Annotated in this window: 17 protein-coding genes and 1 other annotated feature; of the genes, 7 read left to right on the plus strand and 10 right to left on the minus strand. The window is 54.6% G+C overall.

Annotation, left to right across the window (positions count from 1 at the left end; genetic code table 11):
* Window positions 1-51: 51 nt before the first annotated feature.
* Window positions 52-1,005: a transaldolase gene (gene tal, locus AAGR08_RS15655; protein WP_097094983.1), complete on the minus strand. Its 954-nt coding sequence runs from the start codon at window positions 1,003-1,005 to the stop codon at window positions 52-54.
* Window positions 1,006-1,167: 162 nt separating this feature from the next.
* Window positions 1,168-4,596 (minus strand): inverse autotransporter beta domain-containing protein, encoded by a 3,429-nt coding sequence (locus AAGR08_RS15660; RefSeq protein WP_345827296.1) that lies wholly within the window; start codon window positions 4,594-4,596, stop codon window positions 1,168-1,170.
* 381 nt (window positions 4,597-4,977) lie between these two features.
* On the opposite strand from AAGR08_RS15660, the gene yaaA reads away from it, so the two are divergent.
* Entirely contained in the window at window positions 4,978-5,754 is a 777-nt protein-coding gene (yaaA, locus tag AAGR08_RS15665; protein ID WP_097094985.1) for a peroxide stress protein YaaA, read from the plus strand.
* 74 nt (window positions 5,755-5,828) lie between these two features.
* On the opposite strand, the gene thrC is transcribed toward yaaA, so the two are convergent.
* The 4 genes from thrC to AAGR08_RS15685 all read right to left on the minus strand — a co-directional run bounded on the left by thrC (window position 5,829) and on the right by AAGR08_RS15685 (window position 11,560).
* Window positions 5,829-7,112, minus strand: a complete 1,284-nt coding sequence (thrC, locus tag AAGR08_RS15670) for a threonine synthase (RefSeq protein WP_097094986.1) — start codon at window positions 7,110-7,112, stop codon at window positions 5,829-5,831.
* Window positions 7,113-7,115: 3 nt separating this feature from the next.
* Window positions 7,116-8,045: a homoserine kinase gene (thrB, locus tag AAGR08_RS15675; RefSeq protein ID WP_097097598.1), complete on the minus strand. Its 930-nt coding sequence runs from the start codon at window positions 8,043-8,045 to the stop codon at window positions 7,116-7,118.
* A 2-nt stretch (window positions 8,046-8,047) separates the two neighbouring features.
* Complete coding sequence (thrA, locus tag AAGR08_RS15680) at window positions 8,048-10,510, minus strand: bifunctional aspartate kinase/homoserine dehydrogenase I (RefSeq protein ID WP_345827297.1); 2,463 nt, start codon at window positions 10,508-10,510, stop codon at window positions 8,048-8,050.
* Between the two features lie 26 nt (window positions 10,511-10,536).
* Window positions 10,537-10,659 (minus strand) — a sequence feature (Thr leader region).
* A 196-nt stretch (window positions 10,660-10,855) separates the two neighbouring features.
* The gene (locus tag AAGR08_RS15685) at window positions 10,856-11,560 is read right to left on the minus strand and encodes a tRNA/rRNA methyltransferase (RefSeq protein WP_345827298.1); all 705 of its coding nucleotides are present in this window, start codon (window positions 11,558-11,560) and stop codon (window positions 10,856-10,858) included.
* Window positions 11,561-12,149: 589 nt separating this feature from the next.
* Here AAGR08_RS15685 and arcA point away from each other — a divergent pair.
* Window positions 12,150-12,866, plus strand: a complete 717-nt coding sequence (gene arcA / locus AAGR08_RS15690; protein WP_097094989.1) for a two-component system response regulator ArcA — start codon at window positions 12,150-12,152, stop codon at window positions 12,864-12,866.
* A gap of 47 nt (window positions 12,867-12,913) precedes the next feature.
* Here the strand turns inward: arcA and creA are convergent, their stop codons facing one another.
* A complete protein-coding gene (gene creA, locus AAGR08_RS15695) occupies window positions 12,914-13,387 on the minus strand; it encodes a protein CreA (RefSeq protein ID WP_097094990.1) in 474 nt (157 codons plus the stop codon).
* Window positions 13,388-13,581: 194 nt separating this feature from the next.
* Here creA and robA point away from each other — a divergent pair, with 194 nt between their 5' ends.
* Window positions 13,582-14,460: an MDR efflux pump AcrAB transcriptional activator RobA gene (gene robA, locus AAGR08_RS15700; protein ID WP_097094991.1), complete on the plus strand. Its 879-nt coding sequence runs from the start codon at window positions 13,582-13,584 to the stop codon at window positions 14,458-14,460.
* Between the two features lie 69 nt (window positions 14,461-14,529).
* On the opposite strand, the gene gpmB is transcribed toward robA, so the two are convergent.
* Window positions 14,530-15,177: a 2,3-diphosphoglycerate-dependent phosphoglycerate mutase GpmB gene (gene gpmB, locus AAGR08_RS15705; RefSeq protein WP_097094992.1), complete on the minus strand. Its 648-nt coding sequence runs from the start codon at window positions 15,175-15,177 to the stop codon at window positions 14,530-14,532.
* 51 nt (window positions 15,178-15,228) lie between these two features.
* Here gpmB and yjjX point away from each other — a divergent pair, with 51 nt between their 5' ends.
* The gene (yjjX, locus tag AAGR08_RS15710) at window positions 15,229-15,750 is read left to right on the plus strand and encodes an inosine/xanthosine triphosphatase (protein WP_345827299.1); all 522 of its coding nucleotides are present in this window, start codon (window positions 15,229-15,231) and stop codon (window positions 15,748-15,750) included.
* On the opposite strand, the gene trpR is transcribed toward yjjX, so the two are convergent.
* The gene (gene trpR / locus AAGR08_RS15715; protein ID WP_097094994.1) at window positions 15,747-16,070 is read right to left on the minus strand and encodes a trp operon repressor; all 324 of its coding nucleotides are present in this window, start codon (window positions 16,068-16,070) and stop codon (window positions 15,747-15,749) included. The genes yjjX and trpR overlap by 4 nt on opposite strands.
* 1,010 nt (window positions 16,071-17,080) lie before the next feature.
* Window positions 17,081-19,000 carry a murein transglycosylase gene (gene sltY / locus AAGR08_RS15720; RefSeq protein WP_345827300.1) on the minus strand — a complete coding sequence of 640 codons (1,920 nt, stop codon included), beginning with the start codon at window positions 18,998-19,000 and terminating at the stop codon, window positions 17,081-17,083.
* Window positions 19,001-19,258: 258 nt separating this feature from the next.
* Here sltY and atzF point away from each other — a divergent pair, with 258 nt between their 5' ends.
* From atzF to AAGR08_RS15735, 3 genes are read left to right on the plus strand one after another with little or no spacing between them, the layout of a single operon-like run.
* Window positions 19,259-21,055: an allophanate hydrolase gene (atzF, locus tag AAGR08_RS15725; protein WP_345827301.1), complete on the plus strand. Its 1,797-nt coding sequence runs from the start codon at window positions 19,259-19,261 to the stop codon at window positions 21,053-21,055.
* A 2-nt stretch (window positions 21,056-21,057) separates the two neighbouring features.
* Entirely contained in the window at window positions 21,058-24,675 is a 3,618-nt protein-coding gene (uca, locus tag AAGR08_RS15730; protein WP_345827302.1) for an urea carboxylase, read from the plus strand.
* 9 nt (window positions 24,676-24,684) lie between these two features.
* Entirely contained in the window at window positions 24,685-25,383 is a 699-nt protein-coding gene (locus AAGR08_RS15735; protein WP_345827303.1) for a GntR family transcriptional regulator, read from the plus strand.
* The last annotated feature ends 19 nt before the right edge of the window (window positions 25,384-25,402 follow it).

Here is a 25,402-nt window from a genome sequence, read left to right on the forward strand (position 1 = left end):
GAGGGAAGCGGGTAAAACCGTGGCGACTCGACGCCGCCACGACATATCACCTTACAGCAGTTCGGCGATCATCTTCTCAAGTTTGCCCTGATCGATGGCAAAGTTGCGGATGCCTTCGGCCAGCTTGGTCACAGCCATTGGATCCTGGTTATGCTGCCAGAAGAATTCAGCTTCGGTCATTTTCGCCGGGCGCGCTTTCACTTCGCCGGTATAGCTCAGTTTGCGCTCAACGGTACCTTCGCTCTCCGCCAGCTCTTTCAGCAGGCCTGGAGAGATGGTCAGACGGTCGCAGCCAGCCAGCTCAATGATTTCACCAACGTTACGGAAGCTGGCGCCCATGACCACGGTTTCATAACCGTGCTGCTTGTAGTAGTTGTAGATTTCAGCCACAGAGACCACGCCTGGATCTTCGTGTGCTGCGTACTCTTTCTTATCGGTGTTCTGCTTGTACCAGTCGAGAATACGGCCTACGAATGGCGAAATCAGGAACACGCCCGCTTCGGCACATGCACGCGCCTGCGCGAAGGAGAACAGCAGCGTCAGGTTACAGTTGATGCCTTCTTTTTCCAGCTGCTCGGCGGCACGGATGCCCTGCCAGGTTGACGCCAGTTTGATCAGAATGCGGTCATTGCTGATGCCGGCATCGTTGTACAGTTTGATCAGGCTACGCGCTTTCGCGATGCTCGCTTCAGTGTCGTAAGAGAGGCGCGCATCGACTTCCGTCGAGATGCGACCCGGGATCAGTTTAAGAATTTCCAGACCAATATTGACGGCCAGCTTGTCAGAAACCAGCGCCAGCTGATCGTCTTTGTTGCTGCTCTGCTGACGCGCCCAGCTAATGGCTTCGTCAATCAGTTTGCGGTATTCAGGGATTTGCGCGGCGTTCAGAATCAGAGAAGGGTTGGTAGTAGCGTCCTGCGGCTGGTACAGCTTCATCGCTGCGATATCACCGGTGTCGGCGACTACGGTGGTCAGCTGACGCAAGGAAGTAAGTTTGTCCGTCATGTTCTTTTCTCTTAGTTGACTGTCAGGGTGAAAAAAGCTGAAGGGATAATATCATGCAGCAACGGCGGTGCAAGGAGAGGTTCAGTGCACAGAGTGCTACTGAAAAAAGGGAAAAGAGGCAGCTAATCTGCCTCTTGGGAAGAAAATAAAACTATTTTAAACTCATTTTATACATAGAGTCTGATAGTACAGCGTTCCGGTATTAGCATGATATTCAGCACTATCTTGATGGAAATGGTAGAGAGAATTATCAGACCAGAATAAGGTTGCTATCAAACGCGTTAAATCGCCCCATTCACCAAACACCGTTCCTACACCCCTAACGCCTTTAGCCCCCAGCAAGGTGGAGTTGGGAAGAACGGCTCCTTCAGATGCGCAATACGATTTTGCAACTGAATAAGTGATGTCGCTATTAGGCGAAGGAACAAACGCCCAGTGTTTAATCGTAAAGCTGTAGCGCAATGATGTTGCTGTTGTCTTATCTTTGGCACTGATTTCAACCGTGCGGCTAGCAGGCAAGTCGTTAATTGTGACTTTACCACTCGCATTGACGGTTACCGCAGGGTCGCTACTGCTCCAGATAAAGTCGGTTGCCGCTGCCGCCAGATTATTCACCACCACATTGAAGCTGGCATTTTTCAAGCCGGTTTGAGGGAATGCAGCACCAGGCTGATAGCTACGAACGGCGCCATTGGCCAGATCCAATCCCTGAATGCTACTTATTCCCGAGAACGTGAGATCGCGAGTCAGCACATTCCCTGACGTTGCGGTTAAGCGAGCAGTGCCAATCTTTGTGCTGTTAATCTCCACGGAAAGATTGCCATCTTTGTCGGTAGATACTTCGGGATTTGCTGGTGTAGCGCCGTTCGTGGCGCTGAACCGCACTTTCACGCCTGCCACCGGGTTACTATTAGCATCCACAACTTTCATCGATACGCGGTTGGCTTCTTTTCCTGCTTCGGCACGATCGCGGGTGATAATAAAAGTAGCATCATCAACTTTAGCGGTGCTGGCATCAGCAATAAACTGAATATCCTGCGTCATTTGCGAGCCATTGAATGCCGCGCTGACCTTGCTGGTTCCTGCGCGCAGGTTCGTCGCGGCAACGATCACTTCCCCTTGTGCATTACTCGCTGTGCCACTGCCCTGTATAGATGCACCATTGGTCGCCGTAAAATTGATGACCTCGCCTGCAATCGGATTATTCAAGGCATCCTTAAGCACTGCTTTTAACGTATTTGTCGCACTGCCATTGGCAACCACACCATTCTGCTGCACCACAAAGTCGGTGACTTTTGCCGTAGCAACATCAGCAATAAAGTGCGTATCCAGCTTACGCTGCTTACCGTTGGTTTCGATAACGACATTCGTGATGCCAGCCAGCGTATTACTGACTTCAATAGTCGCCACGCCGCTTGCATTGGTCACCACGGTATCGGCCTTTAATTTAGCGCCATTGCTGGCTGAGACGGTGATGCTCTGTGCGGGAACGTCGTTGCTATTGGCATCAACGACTTTCACCTGCAAGGTGTTCATCGCCGTGCCATTGGCGGCACTGTTATCCTTCACCAGCGTCAAGGTTGGCGAAGCAGATCCGTTATCGGCAATAAACGTCGTACTCAACTCCTGAGATTGACCATTGACCTGTACAGTAACCCGCGCTTCACCGGCTTTTTTGTTGAAGACATCCGCGACGAAGACACCATTTTCATCGGTAATCACATCGCCCTGTATCGTCGCGCCATTGGTCATCGTCAGGGTCATCTTCATGCCCGCGACCGGGTTACCGAAAGCATCCAGGATACGTCCGGTCACCTGGTTAAATGAACCGCCATCCGCAATGGCATTATCCTGTTTAACCAGCAGCGTTCCCGGCTCAAAGGTGGCCGTTGTGCTGTCAGCAATAAAGTCCACTGCCGTTGTCTGTTGTTTCCCGCTGACTTCAAATGTCACGGGAACTGATATCGCCTTGTTATGTCGGATGTCCACGCTGACTTTACCCTGGGCATCACTCAAGGCTTTATTGCTGGAAAGCAGAGCGGCGGAGGATGTGCTGAAGCGAACTTCGACGTTTTCCAGCGGCTGCCCGAGATTGTCCAGAATTTCAGCCGTGATTTGGTTGTGTTCAATCTGGTTGGCGACCGCGTGATTCTTAACCACCTTCACGGCGCCAAATGAACCGGTTGCAGGCATAACTTCAACCACGGTCTGTACACGTTTGGAAGCGTTGCCTTTTTCATCCCGAGCGACGGCGGAAATAACATACTTGTTCGCATTCAGGTCACGATCGTAATGATAGGCGGGCAGCATAATCACTATCGAATCAGACTGTTGTTGAACCATTTTCGCACCGGCAGCCAAAATAGGTCCTATATCCCAATCAATCGCCTTGAGCGGATATTTTGACCTGACATGACCTTTGATTAATAACGTATCACTGGCATTGCCGCTATGTTTAGGCGCGATATCCAGCGTGACGGTATCGTTACGGCGGTAATCAAGAACGATAGTATTATTACGATCGACTAAATCGTAGCGACTGCCTGCTAATGTTCGGGTTTGTTTTACGCGATCGCTATCAAGATGATCGCTCCATTTATCACCCAGGCGATAATTCAGCTGCAGATTGAACTGCGTTTCGTTATTACCGCCGCTTCCGCTTCGATAGTTACTGCCTAATGTGACCAGTGGAATTGGGGTGTAATTAATGCCCATGGTCATTGCGGAAGGATCTTTCTGACGGTGGTCTTTGCCAAATAAAGCCACTTCGTTACCGCGATATTTTTCATACGCCAGCGTCCCCCCTAATTGCGGGTAGATCGGCAGCCAACCTTCGAAGCGCAAATCGTAACCATTGGCTGGACGCTCATCATAATCGACAAAGTCGCGCGACTGATGCCAGTCGCTAATGCGCCAGTAAGTGTTGGCTGAGATTTTAGCAAAATCACGCCCCAGTTCTGCTCCCACACTAAAACGACGATTTTTACCGGTAAAGTCATTATCCAGAAAGGTATTAATACCCATCATCCAGCTATCAGCGAAATAACGACCGCCAATACCGATATTCCCGGTGGTACGTTGATCGATATGGCGCAGCCCCAGCGAATTAAATAACAGCCAGGATTCACGATCGTACAGCGGGAAGAGAACATCGGCAGCACTGCCGTCCAGCCCACCTTTTGCATCAACGTTCAGCGCAACACGCGCCGATCCATATAAATTTAGCCAGCTTTCAACTGAACGATTCACTTCATTAACGGCAGCACCGCGTACCAGCGAACTGGCGGCATTGGCGCTGTCTTTCTGGCTGAGTACCGTCGCCAAAGTTTGTGCTTTATCACTGTAAGTGGCGTAACGTTCTTGTTCAGTTTGTTGTAAGGTTTCAGCCTGTTTGGCCGTGAGCGCTTTTTCATTGTCGCGACTTATTGAAGCGGCCTGCGCGACCGGCAGCAATGTTGAACTTAATAGGGTGGCGATCTGTATGGATAACGTCGTCCAGGCAACCCATTTTTTACCCGATAATTGAACTGATGATCTATTTCGCTGCGACCGTCTTTTTTCTTTTATTAATTTATTTTCTTCATTGCTCATAACCATTCATCCATATAGTTAAAGTTTCACTCCATTGCTAATAGAGATATGCGCCAATAGCCATTAACAGCCGCTTTAATTTATCAGAAGAAAACGATTGAACAAAAATAATAACTAATTGATAAATAAACACAAAATACAAAAAGACATCCTTTGAGACCGTTCTCAACATTAAACTTTAAGACTTTTATAAAGAAAAAAAGTTAAATTTAAGACTGGGCTTAACCTGCACCACAAATAACATCGACACCTCTATTTACCGTTTCTTAAAAGTCCACCTGTTGCTTTGATAATTAACAACGCACTCTGGCCGGTTCGATTACGCAGATGAATTTGTTACACTCATCACGTCATTTCAAAACTCAATGGAAAAGCAAAACCATGCTGATTGTCATCTCTCCTGCGAAGACGCTGGATTACGAAAGCCCGCTGGCGACCAAGCGTTTTACTCAGCCGGCGTTGTTAGACAAGTCACAACAGCTGATTCAGGTGGCGCGCAGCCTTTCACCGGCGCAAATCAGCTCGCTGATGGGCATTAGCGATAAGCTGGCGCATCTCAATGCCGATCGTTTTCACAGCTGGCAACCCACATTCACACCAGATAACGCGCGTCAGGCGATTCTGGCGTTTAAAGGTGATGTCTATACCGGTTTGCAGGCTGAAACCTTCAACGATGGCGATTTCGAGTTTGCCCAGCAGCACCTGCGCATGCTTTCTGGCTTATATGGCTTGCTGCGACCACTCGATCTAATGCAGCCCTATCGTCTGGAGATGGGGATCAAGCTGGCGAATCCGGCCGGGAAGGATCTTTACGGCTTCTGGGGCGATCTGCTAACGGAGAAGTTGAACGAGGCAATTGCGGAACAGGGCGATGAAGTGCTGATCAATCTGGCATCCGATGAGTATTTCAAAGCCATCAAGCCAAAACAACTCAACGCGCAGTTGATCAAACCGGTTTTCCTGGATGAGAAGAACGGCAAATTTAAAGTCATCAGCTTCTACGCTAAGAAAGCGCGTGGTTTGATGAGCCGCTATGTGATTCAGAACCGCCTGACCAAGCCAGCGCAGTTGAAGAAATTCGATGTGGATGGCTACTTCTTTGATGCGGCAGAAAGCAAAGATAACGAGCTGGTGTTTAAGCGCCGCGAGCAGAAATAAGCAGGGTCGCCATGAATGGCGACCCCATCTCAGCATGGTTATGTAGGGTGCGCATTAATGCGCACCTACTGGATTTACTTCAGCAAAAACGCCCGCAGCTCAGCGAAATCGCCTTTCAGATTGTGTGACAGCAGTGGCAAATCGGCACGCTCGGCCAGCTCTTTTGGCAGCGGCAGATCCTGACCTAAAATCTCATCTACGCTCTCTTTGAACTTCGCCGGATGCGCAGTCCCAAGGAACAGGCCATATTCGCCCTCCTGCAGATTATCGCGCAGCAGACGATAAGCGATTGCCGCATGCGGTTCTGAGATATAGCCAATCTCCGCCAGCTCGCGCATAGTGGATTTGGTGGTTTCATCAGAAACCGCACCGTAAGCCAGATCGGTCAAACGCCAGGTTTTGCGGCGGAACAACTCTTCCACGCGCGGCCAGTTGTTAGGCTGGCTAACATCCATCGCATTCGACAGCGTAGCCACCGTCGCATTTGGCTGCCATGCGCCGTTGCCGAGGAAGCGCGGCACGGTGTCATTGGCATTGGTCGCAGCGATAAAACGCTTGATCGGCAGACCCAGCGATTTCGCCAATAGACCCGCCGTCAGATCACCAAAGTTACCGCTTGGTACGGAAACCACCAGCTGGTTGCGCTGCTCTTGTGGCAGCTGCGCCACCGCTTCGAAGTAGTAGCAAATCTGCGCCAGCAGGCGGCTGATGTTAATAGAGTTCGCCGAGTTCAGACCAATCGCCTTCTTCAGCTCTTCATCATCAAATGCCTGTTTTACCAGCGCCTGGCACGCATCGAAATCGCCTTCAACCGCGATGGTTTCAATGTTGCCGCCCAGCGTACAGAACAGTTTCTCCTGCAACGGGCTGATTTTGCCCTGCGGATAGAGAATCACCACGCGCACGTTTTCCATGCCGTAGAACGCATGCGCCACGGCGGCACCGGTATCGCCGGAAGTCGCGGTCAGAATGGTGATCTGCTCATCCGCGCCGCTTACGTACGAGAGCATCTGCGCCATAAAGCGGCCGCCAAAATCTTTAAACGCCAGCGTTGGGCCGTGGAACAGCTCAAGGCAAGCCACATCAGCGCTCACCTTCGCGACGGGAGCCGGGAAAGCAAAGGCGTTTTTCACGCGCTCAGCCAGCTGATGCGCCGCAATTTCATCGCCAATGTAAGCAGACAGGATTTTGCTGCTGCGGCTGACGAAATCCATCTCCAGCATGGCATCGATATCGGTTAGTTCAAATTCCGGCAGTTCGAGCGGGAAAAACAGCCCTTGCTGCGAGCCGAGGCCCTGTTTAACCGCCTGAGCAAAACTAACCTGCTCGTTGTGATCTTTAAGGTTGTAGAGTTTCATGCATTATCCCAATTTACGTGCGCCAGCCGTATCAAGACGGCAGATGTGGACGAAACCTTCTTCATTCTGCAGATAGTGCTGGCTCAGCCAGTCCGCCATCCGCTGTGCCGTTGCCATCTCGTTGCAAACGGCGAAAAGCGTGGGGCCAGAACCCGAAATGCCGCACGCCAGCGCGCCAATATCCTGCGCGGCTTTACGCGCATCGGCGAAGCCCGGCAGCAGTTTGGTACGATACGGCTCGGCGATAACATCCTGCATAAGTTTAGCCGCCAGCCCAGGCTGGCGCGTATGACAGGCGTGAATAAAGCCCGCCAGCAGACGTCCATGCTTGATGGCATCTTCTTTGCGATATTGCGCCGGCAAAATGGCGCGCGCTTCGGCGGTGGAGACTTTGATGCCCGGATAGGCCATCACCCACAACCATTCGTCAAAGCACGGCACCTCCTGACTGATAATGCCGTTCTCTTCAATCATCAGCTGTACGCCACCGAGGAAGCATGGCGCGACGTTATCGTAGTGCACGCTGCCGGAAATCCGCCCTTCCAGCTCGCCCATCAGCGCCAGCAGTTCAGTATCATTCAGCGGTTTGCCGCAGAACTCGTTCATCGCCATTAGCCCAGCCACCACCGAGCAGGCGCTGGAGCCGAGGCCGGAACCGATCGGCATATTTTTTTCCAGCGTCATCGCCACCGGAACCTGTTTGCCAATCGCCTGGCAAAAACGCTCCCAGCACTGATAAACGATGTTCTCCTGCGGATTGCTCGGCAGTTTGCTGACAAAGCGCCCGGAATTCACCAGGCTAAAGCTGTCGGCCGCTTCCACGGAAACACAGTCACCCAGCAGGGTGCCATCCACCGGCGAAACCGCTGCGCCTAGCACATCAAAGCCGACGCTAACGTTGCCTATCGAGGCCGGTGCATAAATTTTTACCATCATCAAACTCCCAACTTCCACGACAGCGTACGCAACAGGTCAGCAAATACGCCAGCAGCTGTTACATCATTCCCCGCACCATATCCACGCAGAACCAGCGGGATGGGCTGATAATAGCGGCTGTAAAATGCCAGCGCATTCTCACCGTTCTTCACTTTGTACAGCGGATCGTTGCCGTCCACCGCATCAATCTTCACTTTGCAGACGCCGCCCTCTTCAATCGCACCGACGAAGCGCAGCACTTTCCCTTCGTCACGTGCTTTGGCAATGCGCGCCGCAAAAGCATTATCCAACTCCGGCAGGCGTTCCATAAACTGCTCAACGTCGGCGATATCCGCCAGGCTGGCGGGCAGCAGCGGTTCGATGTCAATATCGCTCAGCTCCAGCTGATGTCCGGCTTCGCGCGCCAGAATCAGCAGTTTACGCGCCACGTCGGTGCCGGAAAGGTCGTCGCGCGGGTCCGGCTCGGTAAAGCCCAGCTCACGCGCCATTTTGGTGGCTTCTGACAGCGAAACGCCTTCATCGAGTTTACCGAAGATAAAGGAGAGTGAACCCGAAAGAATACCGGAGAATTTGATCAGCTCATCACCGGCGTTCATCAGGTTTTGCAGGTTTTCGATCACCGGTAAACCGGCGCCCACGTTGGTGTCGTACAGGAACTTACGGCGCGACTTCGCTGCTGCGGCACGCATCTGCTGGTAATAATTCCACGACGAGGTGTTGGCCTTTTTGTTCGGCGTGACCACATGGAAGCCCTCGGCGAGGAAATCCGCATATTGATCGGCCACCGCCTGGCTGGAGGTACAATCGACGATCACCGGATTCAGCAGGTGATACTCCTTCACCAAACGAATCAAGCGGCCGAGATTGAACGGCTCTTTGGCTTCGCTCAACTCCGCCTTCCAGTTGCTGAGGTCGATACCGTGCACGTTGGTTAACAGCGCACGCGAGTTAGCGATGCCGCACACGCGCAGATCGATATGCTTCTGTTTCAGCCACGCTTGCTGGCGGTGCAGCTGATCGAGCAGCGCCGCGCCAACGCCGCCAACGCCGACCACGAACACTTCGATCACCTGATCGGTGGCGAACAGCATTTGGTGCACCACGCGTACGCCAGTGGTGACTTCATCATTGCTCACGACGACCGAGATGGAACGCTCAGACGAGCCCTGCGCAATCGCCACGATATTGATATTGGCGCGCGCCAATGCCGAGAAGAATTTAGCGGAGATGCCGCGCAGCGTTCGCATGCCATCGCCCACCACCGAGATCACCGCCAGCTGTTCCAGCACGTCGAGCGGATCGAGCAGGCCATCTTTCAACTCCAGGTAAAACTCCTCTTCCAGCACGCGACGCGCACGCGCCTGGTCGCTTTGCGGTACGCAGAAGCTGATGCTGTATTCGGAAGAGGACTGAGTGATCAGTACCACCGAAATGCCGGTGCGTGACATGGCAGCGAACACGCGCGCCGCCATGCCCACCATGCCTTTCATACCCGGACCGGAGACGTTAAACATCGCCATGTTGTTCAGGTTGGTAATGCCTTTCACCGGATTTTCATCCAGCTCGCCTTCGCCGCCAATTAAGGTGCCAGGCGCTTGCGGATTGGCGGTGTTTTTGATCAGGCAAGGAATCTGAAACTGGGCGATAGGTGCGATAGTGCGAGGGTGAAGTACTTTAGCGCCGAAGTAGGAGAGCTCCATCGCTTCCTGATACGACATGGATTTCAGCAAGCGCGCATCTGGCACCTGACGCGGATCGCAGGTGTAGACACCGTCGACATCAGTCCAGATTTCACAACAGTCGGCGCGCAGGCAAGCGGCTAACACGGCAGCAGAATAGTCAGAGCCGTTGCGGCCCAGCACCACCAATTCGCCCTTCTCATTGCCCGCGGTGAAACCGGCCATCAGGATAAAATGATCCGCCGGGATCTGGCTGGCAGCAATGCGGCGGGTGGATTCAGCAATATCAACGGTAGATTCAAGGTAATGACCGACGGCCAGCAGCTTTTCAACCGGATCGATAACGGTCACTTTATGGCCGCGCGCCTGTAGCAGCGCTTCCATAATAGCAATCGACAACTTCTCGCCACGGCAGATGATGGCTGCGTTGACGGCATCGGGACATTGGCCCAGCAGGCTGATGCCGTGCAGCACTTGCTTTAATTGCGCAAATTCCAGCTGTACGCGGGTTTTCAGTCCGTCGAAGTCAAAACCGGGCTGCACATCATGCAAGCCTTGCAGCAGGTCGGCAAAAATGCGTTCGGCATCACTGATATTCGGTAACGTATCCTGGCCGCTGATGGTTTTCTCAATCATCGCCACCAGATGATTGGTAATTTTCGCTGGCGCAGAGAGAACGGTCGCAACCTGTCCCTGTTGTGCATTGCTTTCCAGAATGTCCGCCACGCGGAGAAAACGATCCGCATTGGCCACTGAGGTTCCGCCGAATTTCAGCACTCGCATAGTTGAAGCTCTCCTGAATTTTTGCCGAAAAAAAAGCCCGCACTGTTTAGGTGCGGGCTTTTTTCTTTGTTTTTCCTGTATGCGTCAGCCCGCACCGTTACCTGTGGTAATGGTGGTGGTAATAATAATTGTGGTGTTCAGGCTGAGTTTACGCATTTAGATTTTTTTCTGTCTGTCTTTGTCTTGTCCGTCTGCCTTCCAGAAGTAAAGCAAAGCGCACGTTAAGTCAACGAATTTGTCTTAGCCGCGCCCGCTTCACCGCTGCGCACTGCTGCGCTTGTCGGGGTAAATCCTATTGCGATCGTTCACGAGATGAGGGGATTAACCCGATCTGTCACTAGCAACTCAGGATTTATCCGAGCAATTATCTATAAGTTTTTTTTCTACATCGTGGAGTAAGCGATGCAGCATGGCGCTATCGCGCTGTTCCAACAGGCCAATGCGCTGGTCGATCCAGTCAGACATTTTGACGTCATCGCTAACATCGAGTTTCACCAACAGCTGGTGGAAACGCTCTCGCAGCGCCTGAAGTTGATGGGCGTTGGCCGCCTCGGCAGGTTCGGCCGCAATCTGATTCAGCGCTGACAGCTGATAACAATACACCATCACCGCCTGGCCAAGATTAAGCGAAGGATAGTCATTCGCCATGGGAATGCCGGTCAACAGATCAACCTGCTCCAGCTCTTCATTGGTTAAGCCGCTGTCTTCACGGCCAAACACCAGTGCGATACGGCTTAGCCACTGACGTTTTTCCTGCAGAATGTTTTCTACCTGAACGGGTGTAGCGTAATAGCGAAACTTCGCGCGGCTGCGTGCGGTGGTCGCCACGGAGAAATCCACATCCTTAAGCGCCTCGCTCAGCGTGGCATAGGTTTTTACGTTTTCGAGGATCTCGCCGGCACCGTGCGCCACACGCCGTGCTGCCGGATCTTGCCAGGCATCGCTGGCCACAATGCGCAACTCGCTGAATCCCATGGTTTTCATGGCACGAGCAGCCGCGCCGATATTTTCCGGACGGGCGGGAGAGACAAGGATTAAGGGGAAATGCATGATTTTTCCATCGAGCAATTAACAACTCGCATTATGTTGGCATGCAGCAGAGAAAATACCAACCGTCGCGGTGTGAGAAAATAAGATGTTAAGGATATTAAAAGAGGAGAAAATCTCTGTGTAGGGAAAATTAGTGGGCATAAGCAAAATTATAGCACTTATCTGGCACAAACCCCTTTCATTTCAATTTATTGAAATATAATTTCCTGCGCATTTACCTTTCCGTTCGGCCAGGGATAAATGTAGCGAAAATGCTGCATTTTGTGAGCTAAACTAGCATTCCCGGAGAAGTTTTTCATAAAAGTGTTAACGTGCTACACTTGCATTTGATATAAGTCAACGAAGCGTTGTTTTTATGCTTATCGGTTGTTGTTGGTGCTGTTAGGTTGCTGTTAATACGGTTAGGATGAGCGCCAGTCCGATACCCTCGGGGCGCGCAAATATCCATCCTGACTGGCTGAGCTAACACTGAAGTTGACGTAGATGGATGGTGTATTCCGAAGATTATTTCGTATACCGGTTGCGACAAGGTTCAGCAACCGCCGTACGCCCTGTTTTCGATTTGTTGGCAAATTTTAGGTAGCGAAACATGCAGACCCCGCACATTCTTATCGTTGAAGACGAACTGGTCACGCGTAACACCCTCAAAAGCATCTTTGAGGCAGAAGGTTACGTGGTCTATGAAGCCACCGACGGCGCCGAGATGCATCAGATTTTGACGGAGAACGACGTCAATCTGGTGATTATGGATATTAACCTGCCAGGTAAAAACGGTTTGCTGCTGGCGCGCGAATTGCGCGAACAAGCAAACGTGGCGCTGATGTTCCTGACAGGTCGTGATAATGAAGTGGATAAAATCCTCGGTCTGGAAATTGGTGCCGATGATTACATCACCAAACCTTTCAACCCGCGTGAATTGACTATTCGTGCCCGCAATTTACTGTCGCGCACCATGAATCTGGCAATGCCGAGTGAAGAGCGCCGTCAGGTTGAAAGCTATCGCTTTAATGGCTGGGAGCTGGACATCAACAGCCGCTCACTGATTAGCCCGAATGGCGAACAGTACAAACTGCCGCGCAGTGAATTCCGCGCCATGCTGCACTTCTGTGAGAACCCAGGCAAAATCCAAACGCGTGGCGACCTGCTGAAGAAAATGACCGGTCGCGAGCTGAAGCCGCATGACCGTACCGTGGATGTCACCATCCGCCGTATTCGCAAGCATTTCGAATCTACGCCAGATACGCCAGAAATCATCGCCACCATTCATGGCGAAGGCTACCGCTTCTGCGGTGAACTGCAGGATTAAGTTTGAATGAAAAAAAACGCCCATCAGGGCGTTTTTTTATGCCTGCATTAATGCCAGGGCATAATCGGCACGGCGCTAAGCGCATTTTTTGGCGAACCATCCACCACTTTGTCTGAGTAGCTCAGGTACACCAGAGCATGACGTTTCTGGTCAAAGAAGCGCACTACCTGCAGTTTCTTGAATACCAGCGATGTCCGTTTCTTGAACACCACTTCACCTTGCGACTTGCCTTGTGCGATTTTATCGCTAAGCTCTACCGGCCCAACCTGTTGGCAGGAGATGGCGGCGTCAGAAGTATCTTCCGCCAAACCCAGTCCGCCCTTAATGCCACCGGTTTTTGCCCGACTGATATAACAGGTTACATTTTTTACATCGGGGTCATCGAAGGCTTCCACCACGATCTTATGATCGGGCCCGAACATCTTGAATACCGTGTCTACAGAGCCGATTTCCTCGGCCTGAACGCCAGCGCTGAACACATAAGTTGCCAGCGTGATTATAAGAATACGAGCTATTGTCATTGAGTTACCATTGCCAATCGAATAGATGAGAATGTAATGTACTGTCAATCGAACCCAGAACCAAACCTAAACGGGTTTTAACCCGCATTGACTTAGCACACTCGATTAGCAAACCGCCCCCACGCTTTTGTGCATTTCGTGCTATTATTCGACGACTTCATAGTTGCGCCACCAGAGAGTTATGAGGATGTTTTATGGACCAAGCCGGTATCATTCGCGATTTGCTTGTCTGGCTGGAGAGCCATCTGGATCAACCGCTTTCATTAGATAACGTTGCGCAGAAAGCGGGCTACTCCAAGTGGCATCTGCAGCGTATGTTCAAGGAAGTAACCAGCCACGCGATTGGCGCGTACATTCGCGCGCGTCGGCTGTCGAAAGCCGCGGTGGCCTTGCGCCTGACCAGCCGCCCCATTCTCGACATCGCCTTACAATATCGCTTCGATTCACAGCAGACGTTCACGCGCGCGTTTAAAAAGCAGTTTAACCAAACGCCCGCCTGGTATCGTCGCTCATCGGAGTGGAACTCCTTTGGTATCCGTCCGCCGATTCGGCTGGATGACAGTAGCCTGCCAGAAGCGCAGTTTGTTACCCTGCCAGAAACTGTTCTGGTCGGTCAGACGCAGAGCTACTCTTGCACGCTGGAGCAGATATCCAGCTACCGCGATGAGATGCGCATTCATTTCTGGAAGCAGTTCCTGCTGGAAACCGATACGGTGCCGCCGGTGCTGTATGGCCTGCATCAGGTACGTGCCAGCCATGAAAAGGATGATGAGCAGGAGATTCTCTACACCACGGCGGTGCCAACCGATCAGCAGGCATTGAGCATGCAATCGAATCAGAGCGTGATAGTTGACGCGGGCGATTACGTACAGTTTACCTATCAGGGTGCGCGTAGCGCGTTGGGGGAATTCATCCTGCTGCTGTATGGAACCTGCATGCCTACGCTCGGTTTAGTGCGTCGCCAGGGGCAGGACATTGAGCGCTTCTATACGCACGGCGGCAAGAAGCGTAGCGAGCCACCGGCAGAGATCCGCTGCGAATACCTGATTCCGATTCGCCCGCAAAATCATTAATCCTATCAGCAAGGTGCGCATTAATGCGCACCCTACAACATCGTAAGGTCGCCATTGCTGGCGACCTTTTTAACGCTGAAGTTCATCCAACGCCGGCGCATCCAGATGCGAAACATCGCCCGCCGTTTCCACCACCCAACCCGCCGCCAGCCACGCACTCTGCTGATGGTCCACGCGGGAAATCGAGCAGTTACGCAAACGCAAACGACGTTCCGCATGCGCAGGCAGGCCAAGAATGGTGCTGACCAGCACGCCAAGCGCCATGCCGTGGCTAACAATCAGCGGACGACTGCCGGCCGGCAATTCCAGCAGTGCATTCAGCGCTTCGTGCATACGCGCCGCCATCTCCGCCATCGATTCACCGCCCGGGATACGACCCGCCGTGGTCCCGTCCACCAGCGTTTTACGCCAGTTTTCCTCTTCTTCCGTCAAACCATCGAGAGGACGCTGTTCCAGGCAGCCCATGTTGAGCTCACGCAGACGCGCATCGAGCGTAACGGTGCAGCCACACGCATCGGCGATGATCTCCGCCGTGCGACGTGTACGTCCTAAATCGCTGGCAATCACGTGGGTAATGCCCAGCGATTTCACGCGCTCGCCAACCTGATGAGCCTGCAGCTCACCTTTTTCCGTTAGCGGGCTGTCAGATTGCCCTTGAATGCGTCGCGCCGCATTCCATACCGTTTCACCGTGACGAACAAGATAGACCTGTAGCATGCTTAATTTCCGTTATACTGCGACAAATTTGCCTCGAGGGTTCAATCAATTATGTACCATGTTGTCGCAGCCACCATCAACCCGGCAAAAATTCGCGCGATTGCGCAGGCGTTCAACGACGTTTTCGGCGAAGGATCCTGCCACATTGAAGGGGTCGAGGTCGAGAGCGGCGTCGCAGCCCAGCCAATTAGCGATGTTGAAACGCGAACTGGCGCACGTCAACGCGTAGCCAACGCGCGTCAGCAACGTCCACAGGCCAATTATTGGGTGGCGATTGAAGCGGGAATTGAGGGAGATTGTGCCTTTGCGTGGATGGTGATTGAGAATGCACAGCAGCGCGGTGAATCGCGTTCCGCCAGCTTTACCCTGCCACCGATTGTCGTGGCTGGCTTAGCGGCCGGACGTGAACTCGGTGACGAAATGGCACGCCTGACCGGCGTAGAGAATATCAAACACAAAGGCGGCGCGATTGGTGCCTTTACGCATGGCCTGCTGAGCCGCTCGAGCGTGTATCACCAGGCGTTAATTCTGGCGCTGTGTCCTTTCACCCATCCGCTCTACGAGCAAGACTAATCGCGACCAAGATGCGCCTCTAGCCAGCGTTTCAGCTCTGGCGGCGCTTCTTTCAGACTATTTGAGCCGCGTGTAATGGTGGCGATACCCACGCCTAACTCATTTTTCAGTTCACGCTGGCTCATCTCACCGCTCATCAGCTCTTCGATAATGCGCAAACGCGTGCCGTAAGATTCACGCTCATCGGGCGTCATCATCAGCTGTAGCAACGGTAGCGCGACGCCATCGGCAAAGGCGTTTTGCATTAATTCAATAAAACGCAGCCAGTTATCTTCAACAGGCTGAGCCGATTCCGGCTGGGAAGAAAGGGGTTGGCTCATGGCGGGCTTCCGTACTCATTAGCGAGTACGGAAGCATAGCACAGTCAATCCGGATTTCGCTTGGAATTTGCAAATTATCCTTGTTTAAGAGCTTAAATTTTGACAGCAACAATGCGCTTCGCTGAGTACAATCCTCTTATTAAAAAGCGCGCAGGCTTCTCACAACCGTTTAGTTTCGCAAACAGAAAAATTATCGAGCAATAGAGCAGACTTTTCGTAGTTTGTTTTCAGCATTCAAATAGAATGCCTTGCAGATTTTAATGACCGTATTTTATACTCTTACAGCGTAATTGTAACAAAGGAATGATAAAATAAAATGGATTCAAACATTAAAAATGAACTCATAAAAAGTGGCTTCACTGAAAGTGAACTAAAGAAACTTAATTTCGTCCTTAAGAACAACAATCGTGAAAAATACCCTGACCTCATTTCTATCATGCCAGAAATGAAAAGAAGATTTATTCGTGGCTGCCTATTGTCTGTAATTATTTTACTCACTTACCCACTTTCAATTTCAGACTATAACGATACATCCGAACTGTTCATTAACTTATTGGTGGTGCTATTCTCGCTGCTAATGATTTATTTAATAACCCCACTAAGCCTATGTTTTAAGTGTTATCTTTTTATAAAGAATTTTTAGAAAAAAACATTAATCTTTCTGCATATAAGCACCTCATTCATTAAATCACGCCAAAATTAATCATTTTGAAAACAGAAAAAGTATTCCCTTGAATGCCTATCTGACTATTCTTCAGATAACATAATCAACTAACTGATTTTCAATCTTTATCTTACAATGAGCATTAACTCAATTAAATATTGAGTTGGTTCCACAAAAAGAACCTTATTTTTTGTGTGAACGCTAAGTAAGGCATTATCTACGCCCTAATAAAATATGCCTACAATAAAAAAGGATCTCCATGAGATCCTTTTCAAACTTAGAGCCCGACTACATTATTTCCTCAAAAACTTCTTCATGGAGGAAACGGCTCATTTCTATGTGCCCCTCAATACTGACGATTCCACTCACTGTCGGCGAGGATCTTGTCCGGCTTACCCATGAAATAACGATAATACGCATCGTAGGCCAGCACGTTTTTCACGTAGCCACGCGTTTCTGAGAACGGAATGGTTTCGATAAACGCCACCGCATCCAGCTTGCCGCCGCTGTTATTCTGCCAGGTACGTACGCGTCCCGGGCCAGCGTTGTAAGCCGCCGAGGCAAAGATACGGTTCTGACCAAACTGCTGATAGACGTACTCCAGATACTGCGTGCCAATCTGGATATTGGTCTGCGGATCCAGCAGTTGGCTGCTGTTCACATAGCCGGGAATGTTATACATCTTCACGGTATGCGTTGCCGTGCCGGGCATCACCTGCATTAAGCCGCTGGCGCCTACCGGTGAACGTGCTTTTGGATTCCACGCGCTCTCCTGACGTGAAATCGCCATCGCATAACTCGGTGGAATGCCTTTGTCGCTGGTGTATTGCTGATACAGATTTTGCCACGCCAGCGGGAAGCGCTCTTTCAGGCTATCCCACATCTTCGCGGTGATGGTGGCCTGCACGCTAAGATCCCACCAATCCTGCTCGTTGGCATAACGCGCCAGCATCTGCTGCTGTGAACGGGTTTTGCTGGAGATGAGATTGGCCCATTCGCTGCGCGCCAGGTTATCCAGTCCCCAATACATCAGCTCACGCACGCGCGCCATCTCGGCGCCCTGCACCACGCTCTTGTCGGCTGCTGGCGCTTGATCGACCTGCAACGGATACTCCACGCCAAGCCGCTGCGCCGCCACCATCGGATAGAAGCCGCGCGCCTGCATCAGCTTACGTAGAATCTCATCCGCTTCCTCCTTGCGGCCCTGCGAAATCAGCAAATCCGCCTGCCAGTATTGCCACTCATCTTTCTCTTTGGCTTCCACCGGCAAACGCGCGATCCAGGTATTCAACCCGCGGCGATCGTTCTGGCTCAGCGCCAAACGTACACGGCGCTCCACCAGCGCGGTGGATTCGCTGTTCATCACCACCGCATCACGCCAGCGCGCCTGCTCGCTGGTGAGATCCGCGCCCATCATGCGCCACACCACGGTTTCTTTTAGATCCTGCTCATCGGCCTGGCTCATCTTCTGCGCCTGCACCAGCTGCGGAATCATCATACGCGCGTTGTCCATATCCTCACGCGCCACGCGGGCGAAGGCATAGCTGGTTGCCATACGAGTGAAATCAGTGGGGCCCATGCTGCTGGCAAAGGAAGTGACGGTTTGCGGATTCTGCTGCAGCGCAATTAGCGCGCTGGCGGTGGTTTGATAATCCGCCGGCAGCATTTTCGCCAGATAATTCACCAGACTATCGTTACCGGCTTTCATCGCCAGACGGATACGCTCCAGAATGGTGATCGGCGAGAGCTGCCCGCTGGCTTGCCAGACCGAGAACAGCTTATCGCAGTCATTCGGCAACGCGGTGCCGCGCAGCCAAATCTCTTTCGCGCCGGCAAACGCAGCCTGCTGCTGTCCGGTGGCCCATTTGGCGTAATACCAGTTACAGCGCGCCTGCACCGGTTTTGGTTCATCCGGGCTGAAACTCAGCACGCCTTGCCAGTCCTGACGATTAGCCAGCACATTCACAAAGCGCGTTGAGAGCGAGCGCGCCGGCGGCAGCGTAGGATACTGCTGAATAAAGTTTTTCACCGCCAGCGGCGTCTCTTGATCGAGATCCTGCGCCAGCAGGCGATATTGCAGATACGGGTAGAGCGGATAATCCTGCAGCGTTGGCATCAGCTGCGTTACCTGGTCCATCTGTTTATTATCCCAGGCTTGCTTGATTTGCGCATAGCGCTGTCGCTGCTGATCCAGCGAATCGGCCCATACGCTGCTGGCCGTGCTGGCCAGACAGATCCCTAGCATCCAGTAACGCCACTTCTCCATTACGCTCTCCTCTCAGTGCTGCGATCCAGCTCATGCCAGACTTCCTTCATGCTAACCAGGCCAACCGCCTCTTGCCATGTTCTTCACAAAATTTACGCTCGCGCACCGCCATTGCGCAGCGTTTGCGCCGCCGTTGTGCAATTTATCATCAGAAAAACGTATTACACATCAATTAACTACGCACTTTCATCGGCTTACAAAAATGGCACGCGCTTTGCTCTGTTGAATTCCATCTTGTATACCAGTTGGAATTCACTCATGGCATCGACCTTTGGCTTTACGCTCCAGGATTGGCAGCACAGTTACCAACAGGATCCACAGCAAATTACCTCCCTGCTGGCGGCGCATCTTGACGCCATCGACCCGCAGGATAATGCCTGGCTCTATCTCGCCACGCCCGCGCAGCTGCAGGCACAAATCGAGCCGCTGCTGGCCAGCTACCAGCGCAATCCGGCCGCGCTGCCGCTGTTTGGCGTACCTTTTGCGGTGAAAGACAATATTGATGTTGCCGGTTGGCCGACCAGCGCCGCCTGCCCTGCCTTCACTTATACCGCTCAGGCCGATGCTTTTGTGGTGGCACAGCTAAAAGCCGCCGGCGCGGTGGTGATGGGTAAAACCAACCTCGACCAATACGCCACCGGCTTAGTCGGTACGCGTTCACCGTTTGGTGCGGTGAGTAACACCTTCAATCCTGATTATGTCAGCGGCGGTTCCAGCTCCGGCTCGGCTTCGGTCCTGGCGCGCGGGCTGGTGGGCTTCTCACTCGGCACCGATACCGCCGGTTCGGGCCGCGTACCGGCCGGTTTCAACAATATCGTCGGCCTTAAGCCCACCAAAGGCTGGTTCTCCGCCAGCGGCGTGGTGCCGGCTTGCCGCCTCAATGACACCATTTCGGTGTTCGCGTTAACGGTGGAAGATGCCTTCGCGGTGGCCACGGCGGCGGGCGGCTATGACGCGGGCGACGCCTACTCGCGCAGCAATCCGCACACCGCGCCAGCCAATTTCAAAGCGCAGCCCGATTTCGCCATTCCCGCCTCGCCCGAATTTTTCGGCGACAAACAGGCCGAAGCGGCGTGGCTGGCGGCGCTGGAGCAACTGCAGGCGGGTGGCGCGACGCTGCACCCGATCGATTTCTCCGTGTTCCACCAGCTGGCCGAACAGCTCTATTACGGCCCGTGGGTCGCCGAGCGCACCGTCGCGGTGGGCGAGATGATCAATCGTCCGGAAGAGATGGATCCGGTGGTATTCGGCATTGTCAGCAGCGGCCTGAAATACAGCGCGGTGGAAGCCTATCAGGCGGAATACCTGCGCGCCGAGCTGACGCGTCAGATCCAGCAAACGCTGGCGCAGTTTGACGCGCTGGTGGTGCCCACCTCGCCCACCATCCACACGCTGGCCGAAATGCAGCAGGAGCCGGTGCACTACAACTCGCAGTTTGGCACCTACACCAACTTCACCAACCTTGCCGACCTCAGCGCGCTGGCGCTGCCAGCGCCCTTCCGCGCCGATGGTTTACCGGCGGGCATCACGCTGATTGCGCCCGCCTGGCAGGATCGCGCGCTGGCCGCTTTCGGTGTGCGCTGGCAGCAGCAGATGGCGCTGCCATTGGGTGCCACTGGCAAAGTACAGCCTGCGGAATCTGCCACCTTGCCGCTCTCTGCCGATCATGTGCGCGTGGCGGTGGTTGGCGCGCATCTCACCGGCATGCCGCTCAACTTCCAGCTGACAACGCGTCAGGCGGTGCTGGTGGAAGAGACGCAAACCGCCAGTAACTACCGCCTGTTCGCCCTGCTCGATGGCCCGATTAAGAAGCCGGGCCTGCTGCGCGGCGAGAGCGGCGCGGCGATTACCGTCGAGCTGTGGGATATCCCGCTGGCACGCTTTGGCGAGTTCGTAGCAGAAATCCCCGCCCCGCTCGGCATTGGCTCGTTAACGCTGGCCGACGGCCGCAGCGTCAAAGGCTTTATCTGTGAACCGGCGGTGCTGTCGCAGGCGCTGGAAATTACCGAATTTGGCGGCTGGCGTAACTGGCTGGCTGCTCAGGGGAGTAAATAAGCATGTTCAGCACCGTTTTGATTGCTAACCGTGGCGAAATCGCCTGCCGCGCCATCCGCACCTTAAAACGCCTCGGCGTGAAAAGCGTCGCCGTCTATTCCGATGCCGATAGCAACGCGCGCCACGTCAAAGAAGCCGATGTGGCGATCGCGCTTGGCGGCGATAAAGCCAGCGACAGCTATCTGCGCATCGATAAAATCCTCGCCGCCGCGCAGGAAACCGGTGCCGAAGCCATCTGGCCCGGCTACGGTTTCCTCTCGGAAAGCCTGCCGTTCGCCGATGCCTGTGAAAAAGCTGGTATCGCCTTTGTCGGCCCCACCGCGCAGCAGATTGGCGAGTTTGGCCTGAAACACCGCGCGCGTGAATTAGCCGCCAGCGCTGGCGTGCCAATGACGCCGGGCACGCCGCTGCTGAGTTCGCTGGACGAAGCCTTAAGCGCCGCCGACAGCATCGGTTATCCGGTGATGCTGAAAAGCACCGCTGGCGGCGGTGGCATTGGTCTGACGCGCTGCGCCGACGCCGACGCGCTGCGCAACGCGTGGGAGAGCGTGCGCCGTCTTGGCGAGCAGTTCTTCAGCGATGCGGGGGTGTTTTTAGAACGCTGCATCGACCGCGCACGCCACGTGGAAGTGCAGATTTTTGGCGACGGCCGCGGCAAAGTGATTGCCCTCGGCGAACGCGACTGCTCGCTGCAGCGCCGCAACCAGAAAGTGGTGGAAGAAACGCCGGCGCCGAATCTGCCACAGGCCACGCGTGAAGCGCTGCTCTCTTCGGCGGTGCGCCTTGGCGAGCGGGTCAACTATCGCAGCGCCGGTACGGTGGAGTACATCTACGACGCCGAGCAGGATGCTTTCTACTTCCTCGAAGTGAACACCCGCCTGCAGGTGGAACATCCGGTCACCGAATGCGTCACCGGTCTCGATCTGGTGGAGTGCATGCTGCAAGTGGCGGCGGGCGATGCCATCGACTGGGCGCGTCTGCAGCAGGTACCGCAAGGTGCGTCGATTGAAGTGCGTATTTACGCCGAAGATCCGTTGAAAAACTTCCAGCCCAGCCCCGGCGTGCTGACCCACGTCAGCTTCCCGGATGATGTGCGCGTCGATGGTTGGATCGACACCGGCACCGAAGTCTCGGCGTTTTACGATCCGATGGTGGCCAAACTGATCGTGCATGCCGAGACGCGTGACGCGGCGCTAGCAAAAATGCAGCAGGCGCTAGGTGCCACGCAGCTACACGGCATTGCCAGTAACCTCGATTATCTGCGCCAGATCGTCGCCACCGAGGCCTTCCGCAGCGGCAAGGTGTGGACGCGCTTCCTCGACAGCTTCACGCCATCCGCCAGCGTGATTGAAGTGCTGCAGCCCGGCACCTTCAGCAGCATTCAGGATTTCCCTGGCCGCCTCGGCTACTGGGATATCGGCGTGCCGCCGTCCGGCCCGATGGACGATTTCGCCTTCCGCCTCGCCAACCGCATTGTCGGCAACCACGACAGCGCCGCGGGCCTCGAATTCACCCTGCAAGGCCCCACGCTGCGCTTCCATAGCGATGCGGTGATCGCCTTAACCGGCGCCGATTGCCCAGCCGATATTGATGGCGACAGCATCGCCTACTGGCAACCCGTCAGCGTCAAGGCGGGGCAAACGCTAACGCTGGGCCGCGCCCAAAGCGGCTGCCGCACCTATTTAGCGGTGCGCAACGGCTTCGACGTGCCGGAGTATCTCGGCAGCCGCTCAACCTTCTCGCTCGGCCAGTTTGGCGGCCACGCCGGACGCACCCTGCGCGTCGCCGATATGCTGCCGATCTCCCAGCCGCAGCTGGCGGCCTGCACCACGCCCGCGCCGGTTAGCGCACCGCAGCCGCTCGATCATGCACTGGTGCCGCATTACGGCAGCGAGTGGCGCATTGGCGTGCTGTACGGACCGCACGGCGCACCGGATTTCTTCACTCAGGCGGCGATTGATGAGTTCTTTGCCAGCGACTGGCAGGTGCACTACAACTCCAACCGTCTCGGCGTACGCCTGGTTGGCCCAAAACCGACATGGACGCGCGCCAACGGCGGTGAAGCCGGTCTGCACCCGTCCAACGTACACGACTGCGAATACGCCATTGGCGCGGTGAACTTCACCGGCGACTTCCCGGTGATCCTGACGCATGACGGCCCAAGCCTCGGCGGCTTCGTCTGCCCGGTGACCATCGCCAAAGCCGAGCTGTGGAAAGTGGGCCAGGTGAAACCGGGCGACCGCATTCGCTTCCACCCGATCAGCGCTGACGAAGCGGTGGCGCTGGAAAAAGCCCAGGCGCACAGCGTGGCCACCCTGCGCAGCGCGCATGCACCAACCTTTACCGTGCCATCGCTGGCCGCTAGCGACATCGGCTCCGCCACCCTGCTGGCGGCGTTACCGGCCACGGCAACCACGCCCGCGGCGGTCTATCGTCAGGCGGGCGACAAATATGTGCTGATTGAGTACGGCGACAACGTGCTGGATCTGGCGCTGCGCCTGCGCGTGCATCTGCTGATGAATGCGCTGCGTGAGCGCGCGGTGCCCGGCGTGGAAGAGCTATCGCCTGGCGTACGCTCGTTGCAGGTGCGCTACGACAGCCTGATCCTCAGCCAGAAACAGCTGATGCAGCTGCTGCTGGAATTGGAGGCTGGACTTGGCGATGTCAGCCAGCTGAAAGTGCCGTCGCGCATTGTCTGGCTGCCAATGGCGTTCGAAGACAGCGCCACGCTCGGCGCGGTTGAGCGCTACAAAGAAACCGTGCGCGCCAGCGCACCCTGGCTACCGAACAACGTCGATTTTATCCAGCGCATTAATGGTTTAGCCAGCCGTGAAGCGGTGCGCGACACGATTTTTGACGCCAGCTACCTGATTCTCGGCCTCGGCGACGTCTATCTCGGCGCACCGTGCGCGGTGCCGATCGATCCACGCCATCGCCTGCTGAGCTCCAAATACAGCCCGGCACGCACCTTCACCGCCGAAGGCACCGTTGGCATTGGCGGCATGTACATGTGCATCTACGGCATGGATTCACCGGGTGGCTATCAGCTGGTGGGCCGCACCCTGCCAATCTGGAACAAGTTCCTCAAAAACCCGCAGTTCGCCGCCGACGAGCCCTGGCTGCTGCACTTCTTCGATCAGGTGCGCTTCTACCCGGTAACGGAAGATGAGCTGACGCAGCTGCGCGATGACTTCCGCGAAGGCCGCGCCACGGTGCGCATCGAAGAAACGGTATTCGACTTCGCCGCGCATCAGCAGTTCCTGGCCGATCATGCTGCATCGATTCGTGATTTTCGTCAGCGCCAATCCGCCGCCTTCGAACAGGAGGTGACGCTGTGGGCGCAGGAAGAGCAGAACGCGCCGCTCACCAGCGAGGAGACGTTGGTGGTGGCCGAAGCCGACGACGATGCGCTGGCGGTGTGCGCCGATATGAACGGCAACATCTGGAAAGTGCTGGTTCAGCCGGGTGACGTGGTGGAGGCCGGTCAAACGCTGATCATCGTGGAAGCGATGAAAATGGAACTGGCGATTGTCGCGCCGCAGGCAGGCCAGGTGAAACGCATTGCCTGCCAGGCAGGACGTCCGGTGAGTCCGGGCGATGCCCTGCTGTGGCTGGAATAAGGAGACGGCATGAACACGAACCCACGCAGCAAAGGTCGCCCTGAAGCATTGGCCGAGAAAGTGTATCAGGCGCTGAAACAGGACATTTTTGAGTTCCGCCTGATGCCTGGCGACCGTTTCAGCGAAAACGAAATCGCCGACCGGCTGGAAGTCAGCCGCACGCCGGTGCGTCAGGCGTTGTTCTGGCTGGAGCGCGAGGGCTACGTCGAAGTGTGGTTCCGCAGCGGCTGGCAGGTGAAGCCGTTCGACTTCGCCTATTTCGAGGAGCTGTACGATCTGCGTACCGTACTGGAGTGCGAAGCGGTGCGCCGCCTGTGCGCGCTGCCTGTTGCGCAGTGCGCACAAACCTTAACGGCGGTGAAAAGCTTCTGGATTGATGCGCTACCGCTGGCCGATGGCAAAGCGGTCTCCGCGCAGGATGAAGCCTTTCATATGGCGCTGGTGGCGGCCGCCGGCAATCAAGAGATGGCGCGCATCCACGCCGAACTGACCGAAAAAATCCGCATCATTCGCCGTCTCGATTTCACCCGCGACGACCGAATCGAGGCGACATACCGCGAACACGCTCAGATTTTACGGGCGATTTTCCAGCAACAGACCGAGGAGGCGCAGCGCATTTTAACCGACCACATCGCCGTCAGTAAGGCTGAGGTCAGAAAGATCACATTGCATATGTTACAGCAGGCTCGACTTCAACCCATTGAATAACAACATAAACACAGTTAGG

The organism is Pantoea sp. BRR-3P, from assembly GCF_039621635.1.
GTDB lineage: Bacteria > Pseudomonadota > Gammaproteobacteria > Enterobacterales > Enterobacteriaceae > Pantoea > Pantoea floridensis.